This window comes from Nitrospirota bacterium, assembly GCA_016180645.1.
Classification (GTDB): Bacteria; JACPQY01; JACPQY01; order JACPQY01; family JACPQY01; genus JACPAV01.
On record JACPAV010000006.1, the window covers coordinates 1 to 25,957 of the forward strand.

Below are 25,957 nucleotides of genomic sequence, written 5' to 3' on the forward strand. Positions count from 1 at the left end.
CAGGGCAACCAGTCGGCGTCCGCCACCACCCGGCTCTCCAGCACTTCCTCCAGAGTGACGCGGGATTGGAAGTGGGCGAAGGGGTTGAGCGCCCCGTGGGCGTGGTTCTTCACGGAGATCAACGCCAACTGCTCCTTCGTCGTACCGTACTTCGCCATATGCTGTTGCGCAATCATCGCAAAGACGGACGGCATCACGCGGCCCATCGCCCCCTCCAGGTCATCCTCTCTCGGAGGGATGACTCCCTTTATCCGGTCGGACAACTTCTCCATCCCCACGGCCAGAACGACATCCGCCATCCCGTGAGCGATGGCCAGCATCGCATAGCGGAGGGCCGAGGAGCCACTCGCGCAAGCATTGTCGACATTGAGGATTTCAACGCCGGTCAGGCCGAGCTCCGAGAGCACCCTTTGGCCCGCACAGGTTCCCTGCCGGGTGTGCCCCACATAGGCCATCTGAATGCTGTTTGGCGGCAGGCCACTGTCCTTGATCGCATCCACGATGGAAGAACGCGCGAGATCATCGATCCGTCGCTCCGGAAACTTGCCGAAGGCGGTCATGCCCACTCCGGCCACGTAGGTCTTCCTCATGACGGTTCCCCATGAGGTCTGAACTTGTAGCACCAGACTTCCTGACCATTTTCTTCCATGCGCAATTGTCCAAACGTCAGCGCCATCGGCATGCCGATGCGTAGGGGCGGGGCATGCCCCGCCCCTACATCTACATCCAGTATCGAGAACACCCGCACACCCTCTGGCAGGTCGACGTACCCGATGACGTACGGCGCTTTCAGATGAGGCAGCGACATCCGGCAAACGGTAAACGTGTACAACGTACCCTTCTTTGAAAGCGGGACACGGCCGAGTTTCTGCCCAAAGCAAGCGGGGCACCACTCGCGACCGGGGAAGCACGTCTTCCGGCAGTCCTCGCAACGCATTCCGATCAGGCGTCCGGATTCCGAGTCATTCCCCGGAAGCTCGAAAAGATCCGGAAAAAAGGGCCTCGGAGGAAGTTGATTCATCTCTGATCGTAGCTTCGCTCGAAGTAGTCCTTTTTCGAAGCCGTTCTCGAAAGAGATTGGGCAGGCACCCACTGGATTTCAGGGGTCACTTTTAGCTGCGAGTGGAAGGCGTCCTTCAGACGATCCGCAAGTCCTGCCAGATACTCAGGCTCGATGACGTCCCGTGCGGTGGTGCCGCAAAACCCCTCCCCCGTGTCCGCATATTCCACCTTGAGCCGAAGCGGCGGATTGACGCGGGGCGGAGGTTGATCGAGGACAATCCGGAATTCACCGGTCAGTTCGGGTTGGAACGATCCGATGACATTTTTCACCGCCGCCGGATAGACGATCACACCTTTCACTTTCAACATGTCGTCCGTGCGCCCGATGATCCGAGACCGGATGCCCGTCAGGCCACAGGGGCACGGCTCCGTGAAGATCTGCTGGAGATCGCCGGCGGTGTACCGGATGAATGGCGCCGCACCCTTCCATAGTTGAGTCGTAACCAATTCCCCAATCGCGCCGTTGGTCATTTCGATGGGCTGCTTCGATTCCGGGTCCACCAGTTCATAGTAGTAGAAGTCGTCCATGAGTCGGTGCATTCCCTGATACTCCGGCGCATCGCAGGACATGTTGGGCCCTTGCAGATCGAACACCCGCGCTCCGAATTCGCGTTCGAGCTTCTCCTTGACGCTTGGAATCCCCACGCCAGTTTCCCCTCCCAGGAGCAGAGTCTGAATGCCCAGCGTTCGGGCAGAACTTCCCATGATCTCTGGAGCCTTCTCGATAAGATGCTCAGCCAATGAGGGAGTCGCCAACAGGGCCTGAGGCCGGGTGAGCAAGGTGAACTTCAGGATCTTCGACGCCCCGCTCTCGGCGCCCACCGGGACAACACCCATCCCGAATCGCTGGGCCGCGACGACGTTTGGGACACCGCCGACAAACATGCCCAGGCCGAATCCTATGAGCACGCGCATGCCCGGCCTCAGCCCGGCTCTCCAGAATGCCCTCGCACGGCCCTCGCACCATACGGCCAAGTCTTTCTCCGCGAAAAGGTAGAATGTCGGTTCACCCGTCGTGCCGGAGGTGGCGCAGAAAAGCCGAATCTCTTCCGGCCGCGCGCATAGCGTTGTGCCGAAGCCGTGGCCCGGCCGTGATTGAGACTCCTCTTGGGCGAGCCGTTGATCTTCTTTCGTGAACAAGGGGACCCGGCTACGAAAATCCTCGAATGAATTGATCTTGGCCGGCTTCCTCCGAAGTCCAGCCAGGCGCGAGCGATGAAATTCCGAGGATCGTTCGACGTAGTTGAGAACAGCCTTCAAGCGCTTGAGTCGGGTGGGTTCAAGATGAGGAGTTCCCAGGTGCGATTCGACCTCCATGTTCCAGTACGGTCTCTTGATTCGCGGAACCCGGGCGCGTTGGTGTCCGGGCCTGCCTTTGGTCCTCGAACCCATCGAATCCACCCTAGCGGGTTTGACGATGGAGTTCAATTGGCTTGACGTGAGGTCATCCAATGGAGAGGATATCGATCGCGCCGATGATCGATTTCACACCCCCTCCAGGCGTGGAAGAGGCTCTGGAGAAAATCCGGTGGTTGGGTCGGGAACGACTTCGACCGCTCGGCATGGAATGCGACGTGAAACATGAGCCCCTACCGCCGGACCATCCCTTCTTCAAGGAGTTCCTCGCTTTGAATCTGCCGCTCGGGATCAGACCTGGCGTGAAACTGCCGGGAGAAGAAACGGGCGAAAAAATGCTGGGTCGGTTCCGCGTTCTGGTCGGTGAGGAAATTGGGTATTGGGACCAGGGAGTAGCCCTATCCCTCCCCGGACCCGGCTTGGCCAGTCCTCCCGTCATGTTGATGGGAACCCCGGACCAGAAGGCGGCCTTCTACAGGACCTATGTAGATAAGAGCATGCCCCACTGGGGTGCTTTCGCCCTCACCGAGCCCGGCGCAGGATCGGATGTCGCGCAGATCAGGAGTACCGCGCGGAAGGACGGCCGGCACTACGTTCTGAACGGCGAAAAGATGTTCATCACAAACGGGGCGCGTGCCGACTGGGTGATTTGGTTTGCCACCGTCGATCCCAATCAGGGTAGGGCGGGGCATCGGGCGTTTCTCATCCGGAAAGGTACGCCCGGATTTCGTGTAGCCCGAATCGACAAAAAGATGGGGTTGCGCGGTTCGGAAACAGCGGGACTGATCTGTGAAGATTGTCGCGTCAGCGAAGACGATCTGCTGGGCGGTGAAAAACACTATGAGCGGAAAGAAGGATTCAAGGGCGCCATGGGAACCTTCGACATGACGCGCCCCACCGTCGCCGTTATGGCGGTGGGAATCGCGCGCGCCGCCTTCGACCACGCCCGATCGTTTGTCCGCGAAGTGCTCGTCCTTTCCCGCCCGGTACCTCGTTCTCACCGAGTATTGGAACGTCTCAGCATGATGCGGCAGAAGATTGAGACCGCCCGGCTGCTGTGTTGGAGGGCGGCGTGGCTTCTGGACAAAGGGAAACCCAACAGCATCGAGGCCTCAATGGCCAAGGCATACGCGCCGGTCGCCGCACTCGAAGTCATCCGATCTTCGATGGAAGTCATGGCTGAGGCGGGCGTGCGACAGGATCGGTTTGTGGAGAAACTATTTCGGGATATCAAGGTCTTCGACATTTTCGAGGGCACGGGCCAAGTTCAGAGGTTGGTTATTGCCAAGAAGCTGGCGGGTTATCCGGGTTCGTCGGGGTAGCCGTTTGTCGATCTCGCCCGGAGCCCGGCGACTCGATCCGTCAGCCCTCAACATCCGGACCGTACCGGGCTCCTCTGGCGAGTCTCTACCGGTTCATGACGCAATCTCCATACCAGCCAACGCAAGGCGTCCGGGCCACGATCAATTGCAGCACACCTGTTGAGCCCACTCGAATTCCCAAATCCGTGTGACCTGGCTCACTTCGACAAGGCGCAAAAATGCAACGGTGGAGGCTTGATCTTTTTTCAAGAGGTGGGGACAGCCATCACCACCGGCAACACCATGCGAAGGTTTCGCTGTTCAATCCGCCCCGCTTTGACTAGAATAGCGCATTCAATGGTAGCGCGAACGGCCCTCCCGCTCCTTTGGCTGCTTCTCCCGAAACTCGCCTTTGGCGATCAGTTCGGCTGGAAGCTCACGGTTTCCATCGAGCCCGCGGAAATCAGCTTCCTCGGATCGCTCCCTGTCGAGACCCTTTGGGCCGAGGGGAAGTCTCTCGAACTGACCCCCGCTCGAGACAATCCCCTCGCAGAGCCGAATCAGCTTGTAATTTCCGGCCAGCGGGTGGACCTGAATTCGTTCCAAGGACGGCAATTCTATGTGCGGTACACGATCCCGTCCGGAGCGCGCGAAATACGGTTTGTGCTCGTCGATGCGAACAAGAGGGAACGCGAGGGCATGATCGCCCTCCCCGAGGTTTCCGCAACGGCGCTTGACAGCGCCCCTGCTATCTTGGCGGGAGATGTCCGCGCTGATCCCCCAGCAGCTCTGGGCGTCTCTCTGACGCTGCCACCCGGCTACCAGCTGGTGGATCGCTTCTCCAAAACGATCCCGGGAGATCGGCCCACGATCCAGGTTGTCGCCCGCAAGGCCCACGGGGAGTATCCGATCTTCCTCAAGACACCCGAGGGGCTGACCTTGATCTACCGGCTCATTGCCGATCTCAAGTTGCCGGAAGGATGGGACTGGCCCGAGCGAGGCGCCTTGGATTCAGGGTCTCCCGGTAATTCGCCCGGGACGTTGGAAGCCGGTGCGGCACCGAGAATTCGCCGCCCAAAGAGAGTCGTTTGGACCGGACTCATGGTCGGAGTCGCTACCGCGACGGCGGCCGCCGTTACCTACTACAATGCTCGGGTGCAGCAGAGAGTCGCCGAAAGAACGGATAATCCGGACCGCGAGAGGGAATTGCGCAATCGGATCAAGATCGAAAACGCGGCGGCTCTAGGTCTGGCGGCCCTGTCAGGCGCTTCCTTCGGGATCTCCGCCACCGTGGCCCTCGCCTGGTAGGCTCTACTATCGGTATTATCGGTGACAGTATACTTTATTACCGTCAATAAAGTATACTGTCACCGATAATACCTACTGCGGAGAAGGAGGGATGAAATCGCAGCGTCTGCCGCCGGGCTTGAACTCGGACTCCAAGCAGCGGTCGTCGCGAATTTCACGCCCTTCCGATTGAAAGAACCGCCCGATCTGATTGACCATGAACGTATCCATGTCGAATGCCTTTTGGGGCGAGGAGATGAAGAAGCCGTGCTGGTCGGTACCGAAGCCGCACTTGGACTGGAAGTCATCCTCCTCCAGATGGTCATTGGGACACGTCAGCGGAAGTCTTAGCCCGGACACACCGGGGACACCATAGACGCCTGTCTCCAAGGTCTTGCGGAGAGGCGGGTCCAGGCGGGGAGGGCAGGTTCCCTTCTGGCAAAGCCCGTCCGTCCCATCAGACAAGTTGTCAGGATCAAAAAGCAGTCCAAACGGATTGAACCGGTTCAGGGATTCGAGATTCTCGAACACGCGATTGTCGATCAGAACATCGTTGTCGGATTTCCCATAGCGGGAATCCACTTTCCGATATTCCAGGATCCCCGCCGATCGCGCGATCATCAGGGCGGTATTCAGCGGCACGTTCATGTCGCCAATGGTGCCGATCACGAGCACGTTGCTTCCCTTCCAGTCCGGCGGCGCCGGCTCCTGCCGGATCGGATCGAGAAAATAGTGGGTCGCGTAGTTGGCGGGATCGGCCGGATCGACAATCATCTGGGCGATCTCCATAAATCGCCTTGTGTCCGGATTGTTCCGCCTGTAGCCGTATCCACTCGCCAGGGACACGAGCGGAGAATCCTTGGGATAGTTCACCTTCGAACTTCCATCCGAACTGTAGCTCTGGAAACTTGCGTCCACCCCAAACGTGTTGATTTCGTGCCGAATGGCACAGGCGCCGGCCAGGACCTCATCCTCCAAGGAAGCTGGACACGTGGCCCCATCGTAGATCGTGACGTTCAGCCGATCTCCCTTGTCCGAAGTAATGTGTGCCCTCATGAAATTGGCTTGGTGTACGCGAACCACGTCGCGCCTCCCATTGACCGTGTTCTCGACAGACACCCAATCGCCCGCGTTGAGCGCTCCCGTGCGGGCAAAGGTGATCTTCACGTCCCGATTCACATCATGGATGAGAAATTTCAAATCCACCTGGTTGTCCTTGGATGGCTGAGCGATGACCATTGGACCGAAGAGGGGCAGAAACACCGCTTCGACGACGCCTCCCTGAATCGTTCGGGCGCCGATGTCGATGAGCCCGCCTCCCCCGGACACCGGTGCGGCGGCGCGCACATAAGGCTCTATTCCGGCCAGGACGGAAGACAAAATCCCCCCCAGCGACTGCCCCCAGGCATAGAAGGGGTTGTCCGGACCGCCGATGTCCGGTGTCCCGTCATGGTTGAAATCACCGGCGATGTCATCGGCTTGGCCGTTATCGTTGATGTCAAACGGCCACAGCTTCTTGCCGTCATACGTCCTCAGAATCCGGATGAGCTGCATGTAATCCACAACACTTTGTCGCACGACATCCCGAGTGTGGAACGTATCGGCGGAGAAGAAATCGCCTCCGGAGTCCCCCACCCCGTCCCCATTCAGGTCGCGCGTCCTTCCCGTGCGCGCCTTCAGTAGCGGGCTGAGACCATAGGGCGATAGGGCCAGGGGCGCCACGTCGAGAATCTCCTTGGAGAGCGGGATGCCATGCCCCACCGCTTCCATGCCCACGGTGGCGAATCCGAACTTCGCCATGTGTTCGGCGAAGCCGAGAAACTCCACCCGATTCCCTGTATAGCCGTGACCATAGAAGACCACCGGGAATGGAGGGCCGTAACCGGCTTTTGGATTCGCTTTCGGCACGGCCAGCCAGAATACGCCGACGTCCTTCCCCAACCCCTTGACCTTTCCCGAGGCCAGATCGATATCGAAAACCCCGAGATCATCCCTGTCGCATTTCCTCTCCTCCTCGATCCATCGATTGCAGATGAAATAGGGCGTCTCGAATTCGCCCTGAACGATGTAGTCCACGTAATCCCGATAGGCGCCTGTGATGGCCTTCTGTTGGTTTTCTTCCGTCTGCAGGCCCAGCAGGCTGATCACCTGCTCCAAGAGCTTGACGATATCCACCGCCTTGAGCGTATAGGGATTTCCACCTGCCGCACCCTTGACGATCTCCGCATCGCATGTCCTCGAGAAAATGTCCTGCTTGTTCTCCTCCTTCCATTTCTCCGTGCAGTAGAGGGGCGGAACGTTGAGAAGTTCGGGCGGAGTAAAATCCGAGAGAAGCTTGAGCGGTCCGGAGCCGTAGAGACCTTTGCGGATGGCCACCAGGTCGCGCGTGATGCTCTGGGTCGTGAAGGACCATGCAAAGGCCACCTGGTCGATCGACCGGCCCCATCGCGACAGGATCGACGGAAGTTTCTTCAATTCCCGGGTTTGCTGGGTGTGATTGATGTATTCGAACGGCGATTCCACGTACTGGCCGTTTTCGCCGATGAGGTCCGTGGTGAGCACCACTGCATAGTTGGTTTCTTCTCGAAGGGGCGCCACCGTTTTGAGGATCAGGGTGTTGTCCGAGAGGTCATAGAAAGTGACCAGATCGTCGTAACAGTTGCCCGTCCCATTTTTCTTGAAGTTCGGGACGCCGAGTCGACCGTCGTCGTTTGTATCTTCGCCGGGATCGAGCAGGCCGTTGCCATTCAGATCTTCATTGACCGTCTCGAAGAGGATCGTGCAGGAACCCGCGCGGGGATCGTTATCGAAGTACGAAGTTTCCTCCAGTCCAACGGGGAAGTTTCCCCGCCCCATGTCGATCTCCACCGGCTCCTCTTCGGGGCGATCCAGATTGAACACGTAGACCGCGTCATCCGCCAAATCGTGGTTCTTTTGATGCCGGTCGATCAAGGTCTGGAGATCGAGCGGCGAGTCAAACGAGACGGTGATGGCGCTGATCGTGCTGAAACCGGAAAGACGATCCACTTTGGCCCGAATATCGCGCTCCAGGAGCGTCGGACCCACCAGGCTCGCGTTGACGCGCCGGCCCGTTGGCGAACTGGGATCGATTCGCGTGGCGACGTTATTGGGAAACGGGATTTTGGGAAACGGTTTCGCGGTCAGTTCGAACACAATCCGGGGTCCATCCGTCAATCGGCGCGGGGCCAAGCCTACATTGGGTTCATTGCCTGAACAGGATAAGACTGCCATACCCAGCAGGGTGCCGACCGCGAACGAGCCACGAATCGGATGATTCACGTTTCCTCCTTTTTCAATTTCAGGATTTCATCCACCAAGGCCCTGGGGAAGAGCCCCTTCCGAACGAGGTCGTCGGCTACGGGGCGCGTTTTCGCCTTGAATTCCTCCAGCGCTTCGACGGAAGGCACCACGATCTCCATTCCGCGCTTTTTCATTCCCGCCAGGGCGTGTTCATTGTCCTGTCTCATGGTTTGGATCGTTTGAGGTTCGTATTTTTCGAAGACCGTTTCAAGCAGTTTCCGAAGCTCCGGGCCGAGGGACTGCAATCGTTCTCTCCGGAGGAGGATAACCGCGGGTGCATATCGGTAGTCCAGCTTGAGAACGAACCTGAGGTACTGATGCCACCCGAGGGCGAGGCACGTGAGCGGTGTAGTGGTGATGACGTTGATCCGACCCGAGGCCAAACCCTCTCCGACCGCGGGCACGGGCAGCGGCACCGGTTCAATTTCCAGCGATCGATAGGACTCCGCGTGAACGGCATTGCCCTCCCACACCCACACCTTCTGGCGAGCCAGATCGGACAGGGTGGAAATCCGTTCCCGCGAATACATCTGGATGAACCCGGCTTGGTCGGTGAGGCTCAGAAGTGAAAATCCTTCCCGCTCGAATTGAGCACCGAATTTCTTTTTCAGGGCCGGCCTCATCCGATCGACTTCGCGCAGCGAATCGAACAAAAAGGGAATTTCCAGAACGGCCATCTCGGCAACGATCTCCTGGATCCCAAGAGTGGTCATGAGGGCTCCATCCAATTCACCGGATTTCATTTTGCGCACCATCTCCGGCTCATCGCCCAGGACGCCGCCGAAAAACGATTTTGCTTTGATGCGTCCTTGAGAGAGTGACGTGATCTCGTCGAAAATCTGTTTGAACGTCCGGTCCCACGTGGAGCCCCGTGGCGCCAGGCTTCCGAAACGGAGCACTACCGATGGTGGGGTTTCGGACGCTGCCTGGAGCGGAAACAGAAAGAAGAAACCAAGAATGACAGTTGAGAGAAACCCACCGTATTCGCGCCCGTGCGACACGCCGTGTAGACTACAGACATCGTGCGACTTTGCAATGCGGCAAGAGCGTGGGCGGCCACGGCATTTGTCGTTGGCTCTCTTGGCGCCCGCGCGGCCCAGGCGCACCAGCCCGGGGTCTCGCTCGGCGAGGTACGGGTCGACCTCGGCGCCTTGGAGTGGACCGTGTGGATCTCCTACGAGGACTGGACTCGGGCCTTCTTCCTCCAGGGGAACATGCCGGTGATCCGGTCGGAGAGCGAGCTTCTCGCGGCGCGGCCGGAGATCGAAAGGGCGCTGATCGAATTGCTCTCCGTTGAGCACGCCGGCCACGCATGCGAGGGAGTAGCGGAGGACACACGCGAGGCCATCCGGCAAGACCATCCATTCGCCCAAACCCGCCTCCGTTTCACCTGCGGACAGGAGTGGGAGTCGCTGACCCTTCACGCTCCGCTCGCCCGATACTTCCTCCCTCAGCACCGCATGTTCGTTACCCTTCACGGGGTGAAGGGGACCTCCACGCTCCTTTTCGGACCCGGACAGGAAGACATTACCGTGCGGGACTTTGCCGCAAAGATCGCCATTTGGCCGCAGGTGCCGAAATTCATCCGCCTTGGGATCGAACATATCTTCACGGGCTACGATCACGTCCTCTTTCTCATCGGGCTGATCCTCGGCGCCGGAAGGCTTCGCTCGCTGATCACCATCGTGACATCGTTCACCGTAGCGCATACGGCCACGTTGGCCGCGGCGACGCTCGGTTATGTTTCGCTCCCACCGCGATTCGTGGAACCCCTTATCGCACTTTCGATTGTCTACATCGCGGTCGAAAATCTCTGGAGGGAGCCGCGGAAGCGCTTGCCCCACGATGCGGCCATCCGTGGCCGCGAACAGCGGTCGCAAGCGCCTCCCCCATCCTGGGGGAAGCGGTGGATGGTCACCTTCGGATTCGGATTGATCCATGGTCTTGGCTTTTCGAGCATCCTGCTCAGCATGAATATCCCGCGCTCCCTGATCGGCGCCGGACTCCTCAGTTTCAATTTAGGCGTGGAAATCGGCCAAGTCGCCATTGTTGCCGTCGTTTACCCGCTCCTCCACACGATCGCCCGGTTCTCCTGGCAGCCGAAGCTTCTCCGCGTTGCATCGGCCGGCATTCTCGTTGCGGGCTCCATCTGGCTCATGGAGCGAACCGCTTTCGCTCACCCCGAGGCAACCTCCTATGCCCGCATCGAAATCACGGACAAGACCGTGCGGATCGAATCATGGATCGGGTCGTGGGAGTGGCAACCGTACCTGCCGCGAGAGATGGACCCCACGAATCGTCGTTTGAGCGAGAGGGAACTGGTTGCCGGCCGCAGCGACGTGGATCGCCTGTTCTCAGAAACCATTTTTGTAAAATCAGCCGGTCAGTACTGCCCCCCGAAAGTGGAGGCCCTCAAGCAGCTCGATATGGGCGGGCACAACTACCTGGCCTGCACGCTTGTGTACACTTGCAGGCGGCCGCTCGCTGATGTCAGGTTGGACGTCCGACTGCCTCGCAAGTTCGGAGGGGGCCATCAAATGATCGCCTCAATCGCCAAGGGCAAGGCGAAGGAGCGAGTCGTGTTCACTTCGTCCAAAGAGGTTTGGACTCTTAGCCCCGAGTGACTACAATGTAGCCATGAAAGAGTCGCCCGGATTCACGAAGAAGGGGTACACCTTGGGAGAATTTGTCGGCGCCTTCTCCGCGCTCAGGCCGGCCGCGGGATCCATCATCCGGCTGTATGCCGGACCGAACAAGTTGGAGACCCGTCTCCGAGAGCGCATCATGCTCAGCGTGGCGCTCACCAACGATTGCCGGCACTGAATTTTCGCCCACAAGCGCCTGGGACAGGCGGCAGGAATGGATTCAGAGAGTGTCGTCCGGGGTGAGAAGGCAGAGGATGCGAGAACACGTGCGGCGGTGGATTACGCCCTCGGCCTGATTCTGGGCGTTGAGAAACAGCCCGACCTCTCTTCACACTTTACAGAGGCTCACGCTCAACAGATTCGGGCTGCCGCTTTGCTTCTCAATTTCACCAACCGGGCGGGGAACACGGTGGATCGCTGGCTGTTCCGGCTCTGGTACCCTGGGAAGGTGAAGGAGAGTTCGTTCCTGGCCGACATGCTGATCGCTCTGCTCTGGGCATCCGTCGCGCTTCCCGAAGGGCTGTGGATTCTCCTGCGCGTTCCGCGGTACCGCCGGGCGAAGCCGGCCGCCGCTTGACGGTCCGGCTGTCGATCCCTACCATTCCCGGAAAAATTCCATGGAAAAGAGGTACCCGAGAATTCAGGTCGAAGAGGATCCGGCGAAGTACAATTTCAAAACCAGCCTGCGCGTTCGTTTCGCAGAAACCGACGCTCAAGGCGTCGTTTATAACTCCAATTACCTCGTCTACTTCGAGGTGGCGCGTGTTGAGTATTTTCGGAATCTGTTTGGCGAGAACTGGTTCGACGGGCAGCGTCCGTACAATGTGACCGTCGGCGAGGCCGGCTGCCGATTCAAGTCCCCGGCCCGGTTCGATCAGGTTCTGGATCTCCACGTGCGCATCGGCGAGATGCGAAACGCCAGCTATGTGTTCGAGTATCTGATCCGCAACGCCCGAACGGGAGAAGCGGTTGCCGTCGGCTACACCACTTTAGTGACGCTCTCAAAGGACAGCGGCCGCGCCATCCGCGTTTCGGAGGAAGTGCGTCAGAAGATCATGACATTCGAGAAAGGACACGTCCGGACCGTCGAATAGGGCGTTCAACGGATCAAAGTCGTCGTTCGCTTCACGGGGTGCCGACAGGGTTGCCACCCTCGAATCGGAGGTGCCGGACTGGATTCATGAGAAATTCGAAACGGGGAGGAGCAAAGATCCGGCGATTCACGTTGGAATATTGGATGGATGATGGTTCGTACGTGGGGAGGCTGAAGGAAGTGCCGGGCGTATTCAGTCAGGGTGAAACGCTCGCTGAACTTGAGAAGAATGTCCGCGATGCCTTTGGAATGATGATCGAGGAGGTCCGTTCCATCGTGTCACGCCATGTTCGCACGAGGGAGATCGGGGTCACGGTCTGAATCTGCGCGAACTCATTCGCGGATTGGTCAGCCGTGGCTGCTTCCTGAAACGCCATGGCGCCAATCATGACATCTACATGAATCCCAGGAAAGGACGGACGGCTCCCGTCCCACGCCACAACGAGATCAAGGAGAGCTTGGTCCGGCTCATCAGAAAACAACTCGGCCTTGAGTGAACGGAAGGTTCCACGCCCGTCAACAATAGTACACAAGAACGTGGAGGCGGTTTGTCGAGTACGGCCGCCGCAGAGGGTGAGCGTGCTGTCGCCCTACTCTCCCGGCTCCTCAACTCTCTCGCGTGGGGTGCGTTTTTCTCTCATGCCCATTTTTTCGAGTTTCAAGCTCAAATTCGCGGCGCTCAACCCAAGTTTGCCTGCCGCCTCCGACTGAGTCTTGGACCCTGACAGGACCATCTCAAGCAGGCGCCTCTGGAAAAGGCGGGTCATTCCCATGAAGTCCTTGCCGTCTGAAACAGCTCGGACAAGTAATGGGAAAAGTTTCACCGCCGCATTCGGGAGCCTGTCGGTCACGGCGGGATCCATTTCACCTCTGAAGTACCGTCCGGACGCCGCCGCGATGCGGAGCACTTTGGCCGTCTCGTTCGGGGTCATTCCGAGCTCACACACGCCCAGAACACGCGGCTCCTCCATCCACTGGGTCCTATCGGCGTTCCCGAACTCCCGGCTTGAATGAACAACCACAATGGGAAGCTCGCTCTTCTGATCTTTCAGATCATCCATGAGCGGCCAAACGCGATCTTCCTCGTTTCTCGCCACGACCAGCGCCAGATCATACGACTTGGATGCCAAGGCTTTCTGCAAGAACTCCCATTCACTCTCCGCATATTGAACCACGAAATCTCGTGCGATCCTCTCCCCCAACCCCGCCCGGATCCGCCCCCCAGGGTCGAGACAGAGCAGCGTCATCGGGGAACTTGCCGCGGTCCACGGCAGCAAGGGCTCCTCCCCGATCCGGGTATCCCATTCTTTTTCGGATTTTCCAACCAGAGTTCTGAATTCCAGGGTTACCTTCACGGCGATCTCCAGCTGACGCGCCAGCGCCCCGAGCAGTCGGAAATCCTGGGTGGAAAAAAGGACGTGATCAAGACTTTTTCCCAACAGGAGTACTCCGAAAGGCTTGTCCGAGTCGCCGAGGCGAACAAGGGCGGAGTAGCCCTTCTCCCTCATTTCCAGTCGGTGGGGATCGGGCAGCAAATCGGGCACTACGATCTTGCCCTTCGAAAACGCGAGCAGCTCAGGGCTGGGTGTCGGCATGTCGCGGTTGCCGTACATCCTTGACGCTCGGCCCCGTTCGGAGAGGAGTTTGATGCCGATATCCGGGACCGCGAACGCCGCTTGAAGCGCCTTGGAAAACCCGGCCAGATCGAGGTAGTTCTGTGGGTTTCCAAGGGCTTCCTTCACTTTTTCGTGCATCCAGAAACGTTGCGTCTTGAGCAAGGGCCCAAGGCCGAGTTCGATGTCGTAAAGTCGGTGCTTGGCCATCGCATAGTAGAAAGCGCCAGTCCCGAAGGTGAAGGCAAAGGGGCCCAGGACATAGACTCCGGAAAGGCCCAGCAGGGGAAGCACGACATTCGAGAGGGCCGCCAGCGAGCCGCTGATCACCATTCCGACGAGTACGATTTCCGCCTGGGCCCGCTCCCGTCCTGTCAGCCGCAAACAGACGTACCACGCACGCCCAAGCCCCAGGAGCCCCAGCAGGCCGCAAGCGGCCATCTGCAGGCCGTAGTATCGGCCGTACTCAAAAGCCATGCCCGTGCTCTTGCGGGCCGCGCTTGCCACCACTTCCGGATGGAAGGCAAGGATGGCGAGGCCAACTCCGAATATCGATGCGGTGATCGTGGACCAGTGCAGCAGCTTCCTTGTCCCACTGCCTTCAAAGTCGCGCAGGAGAGCGAGGTAGGTGACAACCGCAGCAATGGGACCGACGAATGCCATGCGTGCCCAAAACACGGCTTCCGGATCCGTTGCGGCAATGAATGCCAGGTAGAGCGCCAGCGACCACCCCGCGACCGACATTCCAAACATGAACGCCAGGATGTGTCTAGGGCGGGCGGGATGCCGAGCCAACACCAGCACCGCTGTGCCGGCAAAGACCACGCTAAGAGGGAGCAGCAATCCCCCGATCAACTCCATCGCAGCCATCTTACCAGAAATTATTGAACATAGAGAAAAAGAATTGGCCCTGGATGACCTCCTGCCGAGACCACCCAGGGCCTATGTTTCCGACCGCGTCGGGGCGGCGCTCGCCTACTTGTGTTCTTCCAGAAAGTACGAATCCTTCACGCGAGCTTCAGTCCCCTCGGTCGGCCACAGTTCGAAAGGCAGAACCTCCACAAGGGGATCCGCCGATTCGGGATTGGACCGGTAGGACTCCTCGAAGTCCGCATTGGATTCGATGAGCTTCCTGACGATCGATTCCTTACAGACGCGCGCGAAACGGGGATCGGGCCTCCTCCCCAACGCCGCCCGCAGCAGGATCGTCAGCTTCGGGCTCCCCGCTTCCGGGTGCCGGATGCCCATCTTGAACGTGGAGATGGCGCCGGCGATCTCCGGGGCGGAGGCCAAAGCGCTTGCCACGGATTCAGGGTAGATATTCGCACCGTCGATGGACACGGTTCCGTCGCTTCGTCCGAACAGATACAAGAACGGGAGCGCGAGTTCTTCGTTCACACACGCCAGCCCCGCCTCCCGAACCATTCGGCGGACGTCCTCAAAGGCGAGGAGGCCTCCTTCGTCCCCGGGGCAGTACTTGATTCGCGGGGAACAGGTGTGGCGGCTGAGCATGGTAACTTCAATTTCCTGCTGGCCCCGGCGATTCGGCGCCGATTGGATGTAGTATCCACCGGGATTGAACTGGCCAAAGAACACCGGCTCCCGGGCCGTCCCGATCAGAGCCCGCCTCAATCGGACGTCGGCGGCCATGGCTTTCAAGATCCCCGTAGAGTACGGGGTTTCTCCTGCCACGCCGATTTCCAGATCCGATGCGCCGTATCCCGAGACGATTCTCGCGCCCTCCATCACACGGCTCTCGAGAAAGGTTCTCCAACCCTCGGGAAATCCCTCGCCGCCCGTCATCATGTCGATGCGGTAGGATTTCAGGTCGAAGTCGTCACGTTCGCTCAAGAACCGAACGAGTTCCTTTAGGAATGGCGGGTAGCCGGCCAACAGGTAGTGCTCCTCCGGGCCGAGAAACTCCAGCGTCTTTTGGATCCGCGGAATATCGGGTCCTATATTCTTCACCAAGCACCAACTCTCGGTCCATGCCCCGAGCCGGAATCCACCCGCCCAGGCGCCGCACGAGAAGGCGTTGATGAGAATGGTCGGACGCCGGCCCTCACGCCCAAAACTGAAATCGAGCGCCAGTTGGGTGATGTGACGGAGTCCGAGCAGTTCTCGATCCGATCGGACCCAATTCACCGGAGTGCCGCTGCTTCCCGCGCTTTCGTCGATGGAACCCGTCACGGGAAATCGACCGCCAACGCACCGCTTCCGTATGGGGTAGACGGAGATGTAATTGTTCCGTCTGGTCTGCGGGACGGATTGATCGAAATCCTCCGCACTCCGGACGATCCTCGGGTCCACCTCATGAGACCGGAGGAACTCGGCGTAGGCCGGCACATGGGTGGCCGCCCGTTGAAAAGCCGAAACCGCCAGCCGGCGCGAAATGAGATTCGGCAGAGAGGTGTTCGAGCTCGTGCGGAGATATCGTTCCACCAAGAATGGGTAGTTCTTGGTGAGTTCGACACCTGCCCTTAGCAAGCCGACTGGAACGATGGAATACATACCCTCCATCGCCCGCCACATCCAGTTTTCCCATCGTTTGCCACCGTTGTCGGAAAGCCGACCGTTCGGAGGCGCACCCAAGGCTTCGGACACGGGCCGGGGCGTTGGGTTCTGGTTGGGGACGCTTCTTTCGGGTTGACGATCTGCGGAAATGCTGCTTCTTACAATTTGCACGAGATTCTCCTTTCTGATTGTGCCTGCGAGAGCCATGAATCGGTTCTTTCGCGGGCGAAAATTGACCATTTTTGTTAAACATAGGTAAACAGCAGGTCTGGGAGGATCTCGCTGTCTGGGGCGCCGGGCGCACCTGTACCATCCAGGTATTGGTAGATGGAAAGCCCTCCATGGCTCACCATGAAGAGCCATGGCCTGGGATTACTCCCGAAGGAGGTACTTATGCAATAGTTTTGTGTTGTTACGAGTTGGTCGGCCAAACATGCGTGGGGGTGGCTCTCTGATGTCCCGTATCACTTCAGGCGAAACGAAGTTGGCTTGTGCGAAGTAACAGAACAAGAGACGTGGACCCATCTGCCCAAGAAAATTGAATGTCGATAAACTTCGGACGAATACCTTGCTCCTCTCAAGCCCTCAATCCAATTGTGATCCATGTCACAGACAGATGCCGAGCCATGTGCCAGCCTCATTCCCACACGATGATGGGATTCGGTTTTGGAACTCCGGCATGAAATATCGCGGCGACGGGACAACCAGACCTGTGCCGGGTCGATCCCGAACGACGCACCGCACGGAGAGGTAGAGCCAACATAGCCTCAGAAACGCAGGAAGTGGATTCAAGATCGAATCTTCCCAAGACCGGAATCAACATTCTGCATCTGGAGGATGACCACCGGTTCTCCGAACTGGTTCAGCAGATCTTCGCAGCAGAGTGCGGCGGAGGCCGGGTGACTCGTGTCGACACGCGGGAGGATTTCGAGGCGGCGCTTGAGGCCGGCGGTTTCGATCTCATCCTCGCCGATTACCGGCTCCCGGGCTTTGATGGAGAGTCTGCGCTCGCCCTCACAAGAGAGAAGCGCCCCGCGTGGCCGTTCATCCTCCTGACCGGCGCCATCGGCGAGGAGGAGGCCGTGGAGTGCCTAAGGAAAGGCGCGACGGACTACATCTTGAAAGCCAGGATGGAACGTCTTGCTCCTGCCATCCAGCGGGCCATGCGGGAAACCCGGCATCGGGGCGAGTTGGCACACACTCAGCGCTTGTTGCTTCAAGCCCAGAAGATGGAGGCGATCGGGAGGCTGGCCGGCGGCCTGGCGCACGATTTCAACAATCTCCTGACGGTTATACTCGGAGAAACCGAAATCGCCCTTGCCGACCCTTCTCTACCCGATTCCTTGCGAGAAGGGCTGGAGGATGCTCGATTGGCCGCCGACCGCGCCGGCAGCCTCACCCGCCGCCTACTTGCGTTCAGCCGCGAGCAAGCACTGGAACCCAGGGTTCTCAACCTCAATCAGGTGGTTTCCAATATTGCGACCATGATCCGGCGGCTGATTGGTGAAGACGTCCTTCTCGCGGTCGACTTGGATCCGGGATTGGGCTCCATCAGGGCCGATCCCGGCCAAATGGAGCAAGCTATTCTCAACCTGGCCGTCAATGCCAGGGACGCGATGCCGAACGGCGGCCAACTCCGGCTGGAAACGAGAAACGTCCGCCTCGACGAAGCCTACGCCGCCCAGCATCCCGAGGTGAAGGCGGGAGACTACGCCATGGTCGCCCTCACCGACAGTGGCGTGGGGATGGATGCCGAGACCCAATCCCACATTTTCGAGCCCTTCTTCACCACGAAAGACGCGTCCAAGGGAACCGGACTGGGACTGGCGATGGTGTACGGATTCGTTCGGCAGAGTGGAGGCCACATCTACGTTTACAGCGAGCCCGGGCTCGGGACCACGGCCAAGATCTATCTTCCTGCGCTTGGCCTGCAAAAACAGAAGGATTCGTCTGCAGTAGCCGTCGAGCCGGCGCCCGGTGGCACGGAGACGGTCCTCCTTGCGGAGGACGACTCCATGGTTCGAGGATTCATCGGCGCTGCGCTGCGCTCCAAGGGCTACACCGTGCTCGAGGCTGCAGACGGAGCCGAAGCCGTTCAGATCGGGTCTCGACACGCCGGGCCGCTCGATCTCCTCGTCCTGGACCTCGTCATGCCCCACATGTCCGGTCAGGATGTGGCGCAACGCTTGAAAAGCAATCGGCCCCAGCTGCGGGTCGTGTTCATGTCCGGCTATTCCAGTTCGGGAGCGAACTCCCAGCGCATCTTGCCGGCGGGGGCCAACTATCTCCAAAAGCCCTTCAGCGTCGAGGATCTCGCCCGTATAGTTCGGCGATCGTTGGACGCCCACAACGTGTGACTTTCATCCCGCACGCGGTAACGGGGCGAGCTACGCGGGGAGCTTGGTCGCGGTGACTGCCGGGACGTTCGGGGCCGGGTCTCTGTGCTTTGCCTTGTAACCCTCCCAATCCCGAGGAGAGAACAACTCGCTCGCCGCCAGACGCCCCGATTCGTACGGGCGGTCCCCATGGACGAGCGGGACATCGACCTCGTGTCCTGCCGAATCCCCCCAAAACAGGTCTTCGGCGTGTGCGCGTCGTCCCCCGCTCAGATCGTCTCGCTCCAGAAGATACAGGGCCGTCTCCAACACGCCGGCGCTTTGGAGACGATTGCACATCATCTCCATCTTCTCGAAGAAGCCTTCCTCACCGGGGGGCCGTGTAGGAACCGGCCGCGGTTTCCCCCTCGCCGTGGCCGATGTCTCCCCATCAATTGGCGGGGAAAACGACGGTGTACCCGCGTTCAACAGCCACGGCCAGAAACGGCTGCTTCTCACTGCTCTCCAAGGTTTGCTTGGACCATTCCTGCGTGGTCTGCTCCACGTCGATGGTCGCCGCGCCCTGCTTAATGCCGAAGGCTTCAGCCACCGAGGGAAATTTCTTCAATGCAATGATGGCCACGGATTCCATGAACTCCAAGCCGCTGCCGTGGAGGTGGAGCAGGAGAGGCTTGGCCGGATCGGACTGCCCGCTTGCAGGGTAAACGACATCGAAGAACGTCGGTTCCCCCGGGTATTTTGCTTTGCCCGGCATGTCCAGCCAGTCGGCCCCGCCACGTCGAACACATAGAAACTCAGGCACGACATAGCGATCAACCGGTGCCCGGAAGCCTGCTTGCAGGTAAGGATTGGCCACGTCTCCCGGAGCGGCTGCATCCTCCGCGGCAAGGTACTGCCTCGAATGGAACTCGGGATCGAAGGAAGGCCCGGACGCCTCGCCCGAGCATGCGGTGAGAATGAGTCCTGCGAAGAGGAAACGATCAGCTCGCAGGGGGGGCGCCGGCTTGGTGGTGAGGAGCCACACCACCTACGATAGGTTGGTGCGGCTTCATGGGCAGAGGCGATCGTTTCAAATTCATCGGCGTGGCTGGCCCCGGCACGAGCATCTGATCCTTCCGGTAAACCAATTTGCGAAGATCATAGTCCGCCAACTCATAGGTCGGAGTCATGGTGATCGCTCCCGTGGGGCATGCATCGACGCACAGACCGCAGAAGATGCACTTACCCATGTTGATCTCGTACCTCTTCGCATATCGCTCGCCCTTGGAATAGGTCGCCTCCGGCCTGTTCTCGTCCGCCTCAATGTTAATGCACTTCGTGGGACACGCCGCGGAGCACAAGAAACAACCGACACACAATTCCAATCCGTTGGCATCGCGGTTGAGTTGGTGGCGCCCCCTATAGTAATCGGGCAAGGGAACCCGTTGCTCGGGGTATTCCACCGTGTAGGCCCCGCTGAACCAAGTCTTGAAGAAGTGAAACAGCGTGACATGCATGCCTATGAGAATGCCCCACCACGAAGGCCGGGCCTTCGAACGAACGTCCAGCACCTTCACCTTGTACGCCGGGGAGAAGATACTCATGGTTATTCTCCGCGAATGCCCCAATGATCGTAGGTATAGCGGCTCTCCCACGGTTGGCGGCCCACCGGCTGAACTCCTTGCGAAGAAAGGTCTGGCGACAGCGTCCGCACGTCGTCCAGTTTCTGAAAGTTCTTCTCGAATCCGAGACCGCGAAGAAGTTGACTCAGGATCCACCATCCGGGCCGGGCTGCGCCGTGAGGATCAACAACCTTCTGAAAAGTCTGCGTGATGCCATCCCCATTGACCCAGGTGCCGCTGGATTCGAAGAACGTGGCCTGTGGGAGGACGACGGATGCCGACTTGTGAGCAGGCCGGTCGAGAATATCCTGCGCGATGACCGCCTCGGCCCTCTCCAGATCTCCCCCAGGAAGACCTGCCAATTCGAATGGATCCTCGGGGCCCGCCTGAATCACGTACAGGACTTGGGCAGATCGAGCCTCCGCCAATCCTTCGCCCACTTTCTTTCCAAACAGACTTTCCAGTCCGTGACGATTGGGTCCCCGATCCCCGGAAATCCAAAAGGCCTTGTATCGAATTTCCTCTCCCTTCGGCGACACCAAGGCCAACCGTGCTCCCGGGAGGAAACGATCGATCAACTCCTTCACAAGAAGTCCCTCTTCCTGGCTAAGAGAAGTGGTGACCACAACTCCGATCGACCGCTTATCCTTCACGGCTTGGGAGAGAAGTCCGGCGGCCTTGCGGACGTAAGCATCCCACGTGCCGGCGGTCCCATTGGATTTCAGCTCGCGCAGCCGTTTGGGATCGGATTGAAAACGGTACTCGAAACGGCCCACGTCGCACATCCAATAGGAATTGATTTTGGCATTGAAACGGGGGGTGATGCGGAAAAGGGTGTCCTCTTTCTGCCACACGGTCGTGTTGCACCCCCGGCTGCACAGGCCGCAGACGGAATCCACGGGGTGCAGATCCCAGACGCGGGATCGAAATCGGAAATCTTTTGTCGTAATCGCTCCCACTGGGCATACATCCGCCATATTGCCCGAAAGAAGGTTTTCGACGACGCGATCGGGATACGGCGAGACGTACGTGTGCGAGCCGCGATGGGAGAGGGTCAACTCGTCCTCTCCCGCAACCTCCTTGCATACCCGGATGCAGCGCGTACAGACCACGCATCGATTCCGGTTGAGGATTTCCCTCCCCAGATCCAAATCGCCTTGAACCCGCTTCGGCTCGTCGTACCGGCTCTTCGCGGGACCATGGCGCATTGTAAATTCCTGAAGCTCGCATTCGCCGCCCTTGTCGCACACCGGGCAATCCAGCGGATGATTGGTCAGGAGCAGTTCCAGCATTTCGTTCCGGGCCTGCTTGGCGGGATCACTGGAATGCGCCATCACGTTCATCCCCTCGCGGATCGGCGTGGAGCACGCCGCCTGGAGTTTGGGCATGCCCTCCACGGCCACAAGGCAGAGCCTGCACTGGGCCACGATCGAGAGGCCCGGATGAAAACAATAGTGGGGAATTTCGACTCCATGCCGGAGCGCCACCGGAAGGATGGTCTCGGTGGGATCGGCCTCGACGTCGCGACCGTCAATCTTGAAGTGAACTTTCTTGTCGCTCATCTCAAGCTTAAAAGCTTATCAGGTATTCGGCGGCACTCCAAGCGGCACTCCCTTCGCGTTTCCGACCTACCATGGCTGGAAACGTAGGAGACATAGGCGGCCAGCATCACGCCGGTTGCTTCCACCGTTGAGGGTTTTTACGCAATACGCTATACGAAGGGCCATGCTCAGAGCGGAAAACGTCGAGCGGCTCCGGCGGCAACACTTCGATCTCATTGTTGTTGGGGGAGGCATCAACGGATGCGCGATTGCACGCGATGCGGTGCTCCGCGGCCTGAAAACGGCGCTCGTGGAGAAGGGAGACTTTGCATCGGGGACCTCCAGCCGGACCTCAAAGATGATCCACGGCGGCTTCCGATATATGGAGCAGGGCCATTTCGGTCTCGTTCATGAGGCGGTGAGCGAGCGGGACCGGTTACGCAGGCGGCTCGCCCCCGGACTCGTGCGCCCGCTGCCATTCCTGTTCCCCATGTACCGCGACAGTCGAGCCAAGCCCTGGATGATGCGCATGGGAATGGCCATCTATGACGCGCTGGCCGCTTTTCGGAATGTGGACCGGCACAAGATGCTCCCGACCGGCGAGGCCCTCGAGTGGGCACCGGGCCTCCGCACCGAGGGATTGCTCGCGAGCGGGCTGTTCTACGATTGTTCGATGGACGATGCCCGGCTGACCCTCACCGTGCTCCGGAGCGCCTCAGAGTTCGGCCTCGTCGCCGCCAACTACCTCCGGGTGGTTCGCTTCACGGAGGATCGTAGCCGGGTCACAGGAGTCGTCGTGCAGGACGGGCCCGAGGGGCAGGAGTTCTCCGTGCGCGGACGAATGGTCGTCAATGCCGCCGGACCGTGGGTTGACGACGTGCAACGACTGGTGCATGAACCGGAACACCTCCTTCGAAAAACAAAAGGGATCCACTTGATCGTGCCGAAAGAGACGTTTCCGCTTCGATGCGCTGTGGGAATGGCCCACCCTGGGGACAGACGCCTGATGTTCGCGGTCCCGTGGGAGTCGGCCATTCTCGTGGGCACGACCGACACCGATTACCAGGCGGCAGCGGAAGACGCGTATGCCACCCCGAAGGAGGTCGACTACCTCCTGGAGGCCATTCACCACTACTTCCCGGGCGTCCTCTTTGGCAAGGACGGCGTCATGACCACCTACTCCGGGGTGCGGCCGCTGGCCGCTTCGGAGGATCCGCGGCTCAAGCCCTCGCAGGTATCGCGTGAGGAGGTGATTCGGGTCGGCTCGAACGGCGTCCTTTCCGTGGCCGGTGGGAAATTTACGACGCATCGACGCATCTCCGAAAAGGTACTCGATATGATTTGCAGGCGGACCGACCTCATGCCCCCTGTGTGGGCGAGGAAACGATCCCGTACGACCGATGTTCCCCTCTTCCCTCCGGATGAACTTCTCCGCGCGTCGACCACAGAGCGGCTCGACCACCTCCTCCACCGGTACGGAACACGGGCAGGCACCATCATCCGAACCATTCTGGAAAACCCCGATTCAGGACGCCCCCTGGTCTCCGGGCTGCCTTACACCTGGGCCGAGATCGACCATGCGATCCGCGAGGAGATGGCCGAGACGCTGATCGACGTTCTCTACCGACGGCTACCGCTCGCTCTCGTCAATCCCGCTGCCAGCGGGGCCTTGGCGCCGGCCGTGGCCGCGCGAATGGCCGAACTGAAGGGCTGGACGAAAGGCGAGATCCAGAAGCAGGTTGGGGACTTCACTCAGGAAATCGACCGAAACCGGGCCTGCCTCCGGGAATCATGACCAAACGGATTCTTCGAATTCCGCAGTCAATCATTTGCGAGATGTGGAAGCACGGCCTCGAAGAGTACCCGAACGAGTGCTGTGGCCTGCTCGCGGGACGGGGAAACGAAGTGGAGCGATTCTATCGCGTAGAGAACAAATTGAAGAGCCCCACGCGTTTCCTGATGGAACCTCGGGACCAACTAAGGGCGTTCAAGGAGATGGACAAGGCCGGGATCGAACTGCAGGTCATCTATCACAGCCACACACGCTCTCCGGCGTACCCATCGGGGACGGATCTGGAGTTGGCCGTCTTCCCGGAAGTGAACTATCTGCTGATGTCTTTCCAGTGGGTTCTTCCGCAGCAGAGGGATCCCTTCCCTGATACTCAAGTCTACTGGATCACAAACGGGAGCATCACCCCGGCCCGGGCCGATATCGTCTGACCGGGGAAGGAGCGCGGGGGACGAACGATCAACGCGCGCGCCGACGGGATCGGCGTGCCGCGGAACGACCGCGTGGTGCGGCCGGTGTGGACTTGGAGTCACCCTTCGAGGAGCTGGAGACTTGTTTCGCCAAACCCGTCACTTTCTTGAAAATCCCCTGCAATTCCGACGAAGTGGGCACCTTGAGTTGGCGGGTGGCCCGGCTGACGCTTTCTTGAATCTTTTTCTCGAGGACCTTCCGGTTCTTCTCTACTCGTGAGCTCACCTGCGATATGATCTTGCGGGCGTCGGTTCTGGAAAGAGAGCCCCGCCGCACGAACTGCTCGACCGTCTTTCGAACCTCCTCGGCCGAGAGAGAGAGAGCCCCCAAGGTCACAAACCAAAGTTCTTTCAAGGCCTGAGGAACCTTCTGCTTCGTTTCCGGCATGACTCCCTCCGTCTCTGCTTTTCCTACCGCCCGAATGCTTCGAGAACCTGCTTCGGCCAGCCGCTCGCTCGCTGCGTCAGGCGAGCATGCTCTTTCTCGCCGCGCTCGATGAGCGTCTTGCGGATCTGGTCCCTACCTTCCCAGAGGGTAACATACGTCCCCAGTGCTGCCAAGTAAAACCGGTAGGCCGGCGTCTCTTCAACCGTGCCGTGAAGTACCGATGACTTGCGGATGGATTGTGTGGCCATGATTCCTCCCTGGTCTATTATTCTGAGATTCGATGCCCGGCCCGGGAAGGCGCCGGAATCATCCCTATCGTACAAGCCCCTGGATCCGCGTTCGAAGCTTCTCGACGCGGTCGCGGACTTCAAGGTTCTTCAGCGTCTCGGGGAGATTGAGATCCTCCCAGGTCTTCCGGGCACGTTGCGAGGTGCTCTCCAAGCGGATCCGGACCCACTCTGGAACTTTCAAGTCCAACCCTTCGACGCGCTCTCGCACTTTCGCGACCTCTCTCCGAATGCGCGGCTCAGCCTTCCTCCCCTTGTCGACCAACCCGGAGAAAATTTCCGTCCCGCGATCCCGAAGGGTGAGATAGGCCCCGACGGGCGCGAACAGGAAATCAGCTCCCGACTGCCGGGTGTGCGAAACCGAATGAGTCTGTTTCTCCGCATGTGCTTTCGCTGGATGCGTCTTGGCTGCCATGTTCTGTCCTCCCCGATTCAATTCAAGCGACTCGAACCTTCCATATCTTTCTCTTTTTGACGCGTTTAACACGGTGCGTCATTTTTGTCAAGGGTTTTGACGCGGCGCGTTAGTGGCGTCACGCTCCGTTCCGGCACCGCCGCGTGTCGCCCTTTCGGCCGCGGGAAGGTAGAATGAAACGACGGAACATGGCATTGACCCTTCGACGCTCTTTCGTTGTTTCTCTCGGATTGCACGGCGCGTTTGCGATGGTCGTGGCTGTGGCCAGCTGGGCGGGGGCATGGTTCCATCCGGAGGTGCGGGTTTATCGAGTCTCGCTGGTATCGGGATCCGTGCCTCGCGCGGCGGCGCCGGCGCCTTCACCGCCCTCGACTCCGGCTAACGCTTCTGCCCCATCCTCGGTGAAGCCGAAGAAGGCTGACGCATCTCTGGCCGCGCCGCCGGGACCCAAGTATGTTGTGAAGAAGAAAAAGAATGTCATCGCGGAGAAGAAGACCGACGGAGCAGCCCCACTTGAAGGGCACCTGCAGGAAGCGCTGGAGCGAATCCGGTCCGGCCTCCATGAAGACCCCCACCCTTCCGGGAAGGGCGGCTCCGTCTACGAATCGACGATTCAACGACTTTCCGACCTTCGGTTTAGCGCCTATTACGGGGTGCTGTGGGACTCGATCAAGCAGAATTGGTCCGTGCCGGGTCAGCTTCCCGATTGCTCGGAACTGACGGCGGACATCGGGGTGGAGATTGCCCCGGACGGCGCCGTGGCTACCCAGTGGCTGGAACGGCCTTCCAAGAACATGACCTTCAATTACGCCGCCCTCAAAGCTGTGATGAAATCGAACCCCTTCCCGGCCCCACCCCGCTCTTTCGGTCAGGGCAAACTCGCCATCGGCTTCCGGTTTATCTGCTCGTAGAACTGCCTTTCCCACAGACCGGCGTCG

At 59.6% G+C, this 25,957-nt stretch carries 26 protein-coding genes; 12 read left to right on the plus strand and 14 right to left on the minus strand.

The features are described from left to right. From HYT87_04975 to HYT87_04985, 3 genes are all read right to left on the minus strand, one after another. Positions 1-590, minus strand: a 590-nt coding sequence (locus HYT87_04975) for a thiolase family protein (protein MBI2059105.1), incomplete at its 3' end; no start/stop codon positions are given. Further along, a complete protein-coding gene (locus tag HYT87_04980) occupies positions 587-1,021 on the minus strand; it encodes an OB-fold domain-containing protein (GenBank protein ID MBI2059106.1) in 435 nt (144 codons plus the stop codon). The genes HYT87_04975 and HYT87_04980, both read right to left, overlap by 4 nt. Then, positions 1,018-2,454, minus strand: a complete 1,437-nt coding sequence (locus HYT87_04985; protein MBI2059107.1) for a phenylacetate--CoA ligase family protein — start codon at positions 2,452-2,454, stop codon at positions 1,018-1,020. Before HYT87_04985 ends, HYT87_04980 begins: the two co-directional genes overlap by 4 nt. An 83-nt stretch (positions 2,455-2,537) precedes the next feature. On the opposite strand from HYT87_04985, the gene HYT87_04990 reads away from it, so the two are divergent. Continuing rightward, complete coding sequence (locus tag HYT87_04990; GenBank protein MBI2059108.1) at positions 2,538-3,740, plus strand: acyl-CoA dehydrogenase family protein; 1,203 nt, start codon at positions 2,538-2,540, stop codon at positions 3,738-3,740. Between the two features lie 336 nt (positions 3,741-4,076). Next, on the plus strand, positions 4,077-5,027 hold the full coding sequence (locus tag HYT87_04995; protein ID MBI2059109.1) for a hypothetical protein: 951 nt from the start codon (positions 4,077-4,079) through the stop codon (positions 5,025-5,027). 72 nt (positions 5,028-5,099) lie between these two features. Here the strand turns inward: HYT87_04995 and HYT87_05000 are convergent, their stop codons facing one another. Further along, a complete protein-coding gene (locus HYT87_05000; protein MBI2059110.1) occupies positions 5,100-8,306 on the minus strand; it encodes a hypothetical protein in 3,207 nt (1,068 codons plus the stop codon). Further along, the gene (gene dctP / locus HYT87_05005; GenBank protein ID MBI2059111.1) at positions 8,303-9,328 is read right to left on the minus strand and encodes a TRAP transporter substrate-binding protein DctP; all 1,026 of its coding nucleotides are present in this window, start codon (positions 9,326-9,328) and stop codon (positions 8,303-8,305) included. The genes HYT87_05000 and dctP overlap by 4 nt, the downstream gene beginning before the upstream one ends. Positions 9,329-9,349: 21 nt before the next feature. Between dctP and HYT87_05010 the strand changes: the two genes are divergently transcribed. From HYT87_05010 to HYT87_05035, 6 genes are all read left to right on the plus strand, one after another. Next, positions 9,350-10,951, plus strand: coding sequence for a HupE/UreJ family protein (locus HYT87_05010; protein MBI2059112.1), 1,602 nt, complete (start codon positions 9,350-9,352; stop codon positions 10,949-10,951). A gap of 13 nt (positions 10,952-10,964) precedes the next feature. Continuing rightward, the gene (locus HYT87_05015; protein ID MBI2059113.1) at positions 10,965-11,150 is read left to right on the plus strand and encodes a hypothetical protein; all 186 of its coding nucleotides are present in this window, start codon (positions 10,965-10,967) and stop codon (positions 11,148-11,150) included. Between the two features lie 36 nt (positions 11,151-11,186). Continuing rightward, complete coding sequence (locus HYT87_05020; protein MBI2059114.1) at positions 11,187-11,549, plus strand: hypothetical protein; 363 nt, start codon at positions 11,187-11,189, stop codon at positions 11,547-11,549. Between the two features lie 40 nt (positions 11,550-11,589). After that, positions 11,590-12,066, plus strand: coding sequence for an acyl-CoA thioesterase (locus HYT87_05025; GenBank protein ID MBI2059115.1), 477 nt, complete (start codon positions 11,590-11,592; stop codon positions 12,064-12,066). Positions 12,067-12,152: 86 nt separating this feature from the next. Beyond that, positions 12,153-12,386: a type II toxin-antitoxin system HicB family antitoxin gene (locus HYT87_05030; protein ID MBI2059116.1), complete on the plus strand. Its 234-nt coding sequence runs from the start codon at positions 12,153-12,155 to the stop codon at positions 12,384-12,386. Then, the gene (locus HYT87_05035) at positions 12,383-12,562 is read left to right on the plus strand and encodes a type II toxin-antitoxin system HicA family toxin (GenBank protein ID MBI2059117.1); all 180 of its coding nucleotides are present in this window, start codon (positions 12,383-12,385) and stop codon (positions 12,560-12,562) included. Before HYT87_05030 ends, HYT87_05035 begins: the two co-directional genes overlap by 4 nt. A 93-nt stretch (positions 12,563-12,655) precedes the next feature. On the opposite strand, the gene HYT87_05040 is transcribed toward HYT87_05035, so the two are convergent. Together HYT87_05040 and HYT87_05045 are read right to left on the minus strand one after the other, a co-directional pair. Then, a complete protein-coding gene (locus tag HYT87_05040; protein MBI2059118.1) occupies positions 12,656-14,548 on the minus strand; it encodes a hypothetical protein in 1,893 nt (630 codons plus the stop codon). A gap of 105 nt (positions 14,549-14,653) precedes the next feature. Then, on the minus strand, positions 14,654-16,282 hold the full coding sequence (locus HYT87_05045) for a hypothetical protein (GenBank protein ID MBI2059119.1): 1,629 nt from the start codon (positions 16,280-16,282) through the stop codon (positions 14,654-14,656). A gap of 692 nt (positions 16,283-16,974) precedes the next feature. On the opposite strand from HYT87_05045, the gene HYT87_05050 reads away from it, so the two are divergent. Then, positions 16,975-18,549 (plus strand): response regulator, encoded by a 1,575-nt coding sequence (locus HYT87_05050; protein MBI2059120.1) that lies wholly within the window; start codon positions 16,975-16,977, stop codon positions 18,547-18,549. A 30-nt stretch (positions 18,550-18,579) separates the two neighbouring features. On the opposite strand, the gene HYT87_05055 is transcribed toward HYT87_05050, so the two are convergent. The 4 genes from HYT87_05055 to HYT87_05070 form a co-directional block, all read right to left on the minus strand. Continuing rightward, positions 18,580-18,870, minus strand: coding sequence for a hypothetical protein (locus tag HYT87_05055; protein MBI2059121.1), 291 nt, complete (start codon positions 18,868-18,870; stop codon positions 18,580-18,582). Positions 18,871-18,958: 88 nt separating this feature from the next. Further along, on the minus strand, positions 18,959-19,552 hold the full coding sequence (locus HYT87_05060; protein MBI2059122.1) for a hypothetical protein: 594 nt from the start codon (positions 19,550-19,552) through the stop codon (positions 18,959-18,961). Further along, complete coding sequence (gene nuoI / locus HYT87_05065) at positions 19,509-20,111, minus strand: NADH-quinone oxidoreductase subunit NuoI (GenBank protein ID MBI2059123.1); 603 nt, start codon at positions 20,109-20,111, stop codon at positions 19,509-19,511. Before nuoI ends, HYT87_05060 begins: the two co-directional genes overlap by 44 nt. A gap of 2 nt (positions 20,112-20,113) precedes the next feature. Next, positions 20,114-21,691: a (2Fe-2S)-binding protein gene (locus HYT87_05070; protein MBI2059124.1), complete on the minus strand. Its 1,578-nt coding sequence runs from the start codon at positions 21,689-21,691 to the stop codon at positions 20,114-20,116. 163 nt (positions 21,692-21,854) lie between these two features. Here HYT87_05070 and HYT87_05075 point away from each other — a divergent pair, with 163 nt between their 5' ends. Both HYT87_05075 and HYT87_05080 read left to right on the plus strand, forming a co-directional pair. Next, positions 21,855-23,465 (plus strand): glycerol-3-phosphate dehydrogenase/oxidase, encoded by a 1,611-nt coding sequence (locus HYT87_05075; GenBank protein ID MBI2059125.1) that lies wholly within the window; start codon positions 21,855-21,857, stop codon positions 23,463-23,465. Continuing rightward, positions 23,462-23,890 (plus strand): M67 family metallopeptidase, encoded by a 429-nt coding sequence (locus HYT87_05080; protein MBI2059126.1) that lies wholly within the window; start codon positions 23,462-23,464, stop codon positions 23,888-23,890. The genes HYT87_05075 and HYT87_05080 overlap by 4 nt, the downstream gene beginning before the upstream one ends. Positions 23,891-23,918: 28 nt before the next feature. On the opposite strand, the gene HYT87_05085 is transcribed toward HYT87_05080, so the two are convergent. The 3 genes from HYT87_05085 to HYT87_05095 all read right to left on the minus strand — a co-directional run bounded on the left by HYT87_05085 (position 23,919) and on the right by HYT87_05095 (position 25,019). Further along, positions 23,919-24,317, minus strand: coding sequence for a phasin family protein (locus HYT87_05085; GenBank protein MBI2059127.1), 399 nt, complete (start codon positions 24,315-24,317; stop codon positions 23,919-23,921). Between the two features lie 23 nt (positions 24,318-24,340). After that, a complete protein-coding gene (locus tag HYT87_05090; GenBank protein ID MBI2059128.1) occupies positions 24,341-24,565 on the minus strand; it encodes a hypothetical protein in 225 nt (74 codons plus the stop codon). A gap of 64 nt (positions 24,566-24,629) precedes the next feature. Continuing rightward, complete coding sequence (locus HYT87_05095; protein MBI2059129.1) at positions 24,630-25,019, minus strand: phasin family protein; 390 nt, start codon at positions 25,017-25,019, stop codon at positions 24,630-24,632. A 173-nt stretch (positions 25,020-25,192) separates the two neighbouring features. Here HYT87_05095 and HYT87_05100 point away from each other — a divergent pair, with 173 nt between their 5' ends. Next, complete coding sequence (locus tag HYT87_05100) at positions 25,193-25,930, plus strand: TonB C-terminal domain-containing protein (GenBank protein ID MBI2059130.1); 738 nt, start codon at positions 25,193-25,195, stop codon at positions 25,928-25,930. The last annotated feature ends 27 nt before the right edge of the window (positions 25,931-25,957 follow it).

What these genes read in the sequence shown, in the direction of transcription:
- HYT87_05075 (MBI2059125.1), top strand. Translation starts at nt 21,855, where the DNA reads ATGCTCAGAGCGGAAAACGTCGAGCGGCTCCGGCGGCAACACTTCGAT.
- HYT87_04990 (MBI2059108.1), top strand. Translation starts at nt 2,538, where the DNA reads ATGATCGATTTCACACCCCCTCCAGGCGTGGAAGAGGCTCTGGAGAAA.
- HYT87_05030 (MBI2059116.1), top strand. Translation starts at nt 12,153, where the DNA reads ATGAGAAATTCGAAACGGGGAGGAGCAAAGATCCGGCGATTCACGTTG.
- nuoI (MBI2059123.1), bottom strand. Translation starts at nt 20,111, where the DNA reads ATGAGTATCTTCTCCCCGGCGTACAAGGTGAAGGTGCTGGACGTTCGT.
- HYT87_04980 (MBI2059106.1), bottom strand. Translation starts at nt 1,021, where the DNA reads ATGAATCAACTTCCTCCGAGGCCCTTTTTTCCGGATCTTTTCGAGCTT.
- HYT87_05020 (MBI2059114.1), top strand. Translation starts at nt 11,187, where the DNA reads ATGGATTCAGAGAGTGTCGTCCGGGGTGAGAAGGCAGAGGATGCGAGA.
- HYT87_05015 (MBI2059113.1), top strand. Translation starts at nt 10,965, where the DNA reads ATGAAAGAGTCGCCCGGATTCACGAAGAAGGGGTACACCTTGGGAGAA.
- HYT87_05100 (MBI2059130.1), top strand. Translation starts at nt 25,193, where the DNA reads ATGAAACGACGGAACATGGCATTGACCCTTCGACGCTCTTTCGTTGTT.
- HYT87_04985 (MBI2059107.1), bottom strand. Translation starts at nt 2,454, where the DNA reads ATGGGTTCGAGGACCAAAGGCAGGCCCGGACACCAACGCGCCCGGGTT.
- HYT87_05025 (MBI2059115.1), top strand. Translation starts at nt 11,590, where the DNA reads ATGGAAAAGAGGTACCCGAGAATTCAGGTCGAAGAGGATCCGGCGAAG.
- HYT87_05095 (MBI2059129.1), bottom strand. Translation starts at nt 25,019, where the DNA reads ATGGCAGCCAAGACGCATCCAGCGAAAGCACATGCGGAGAAACAGACT.
- HYT87_05070 (MBI2059124.1), bottom strand. Translation starts at nt 21,691, where the DNA reads ATGAGCGACAAGAAAGTTCACTTCAAGATTGACGGTCGCGACGTCGAG.
- HYT87_05055 (MBI2059121.1), bottom strand. Translation starts at nt 18,870, where the DNA reads ATGATGTGCAATCGTCTCCAAAGCGCCGGCGTGTTGGAGACGGCCCTG.
- HYT87_05040 (MBI2059118.1), bottom strand. Translation starts at nt 14,548, where the DNA reads ATGGCTGCGATGGAGTTGATCGGGGGATTGCTGCTCCCTCTTAGCGTG.
- HYT87_04995 (MBI2059109.1), top strand. Translation starts at nt 4,077, where the DNA reads ATGGTAGCGCGAACGGCCCTCCCGCTCCTTTGGCTGCTTCTCCCGAAA.
- HYT87_05085 (MBI2059127.1), bottom strand. Translation starts at nt 24,317, where the DNA reads ATGCCGGAAACGAAGCAGAAGGTTCCTCAGGCCTTGAAAGAACTTTGG.
- HYT87_05090 (MBI2059128.1), bottom strand. Translation starts at nt 24,565, where the DNA reads ATGGCCACACAATCCATCCGCAAGTCATCGGTACTTCACGGCACGGTT.
- HYT87_05080 (MBI2059126.1), top strand. Translation starts at nt 23,462, where the DNA reads ATGACCAAACGGATTCTTCGAATTCCGCAGTCAATCATTTGCGAGATG.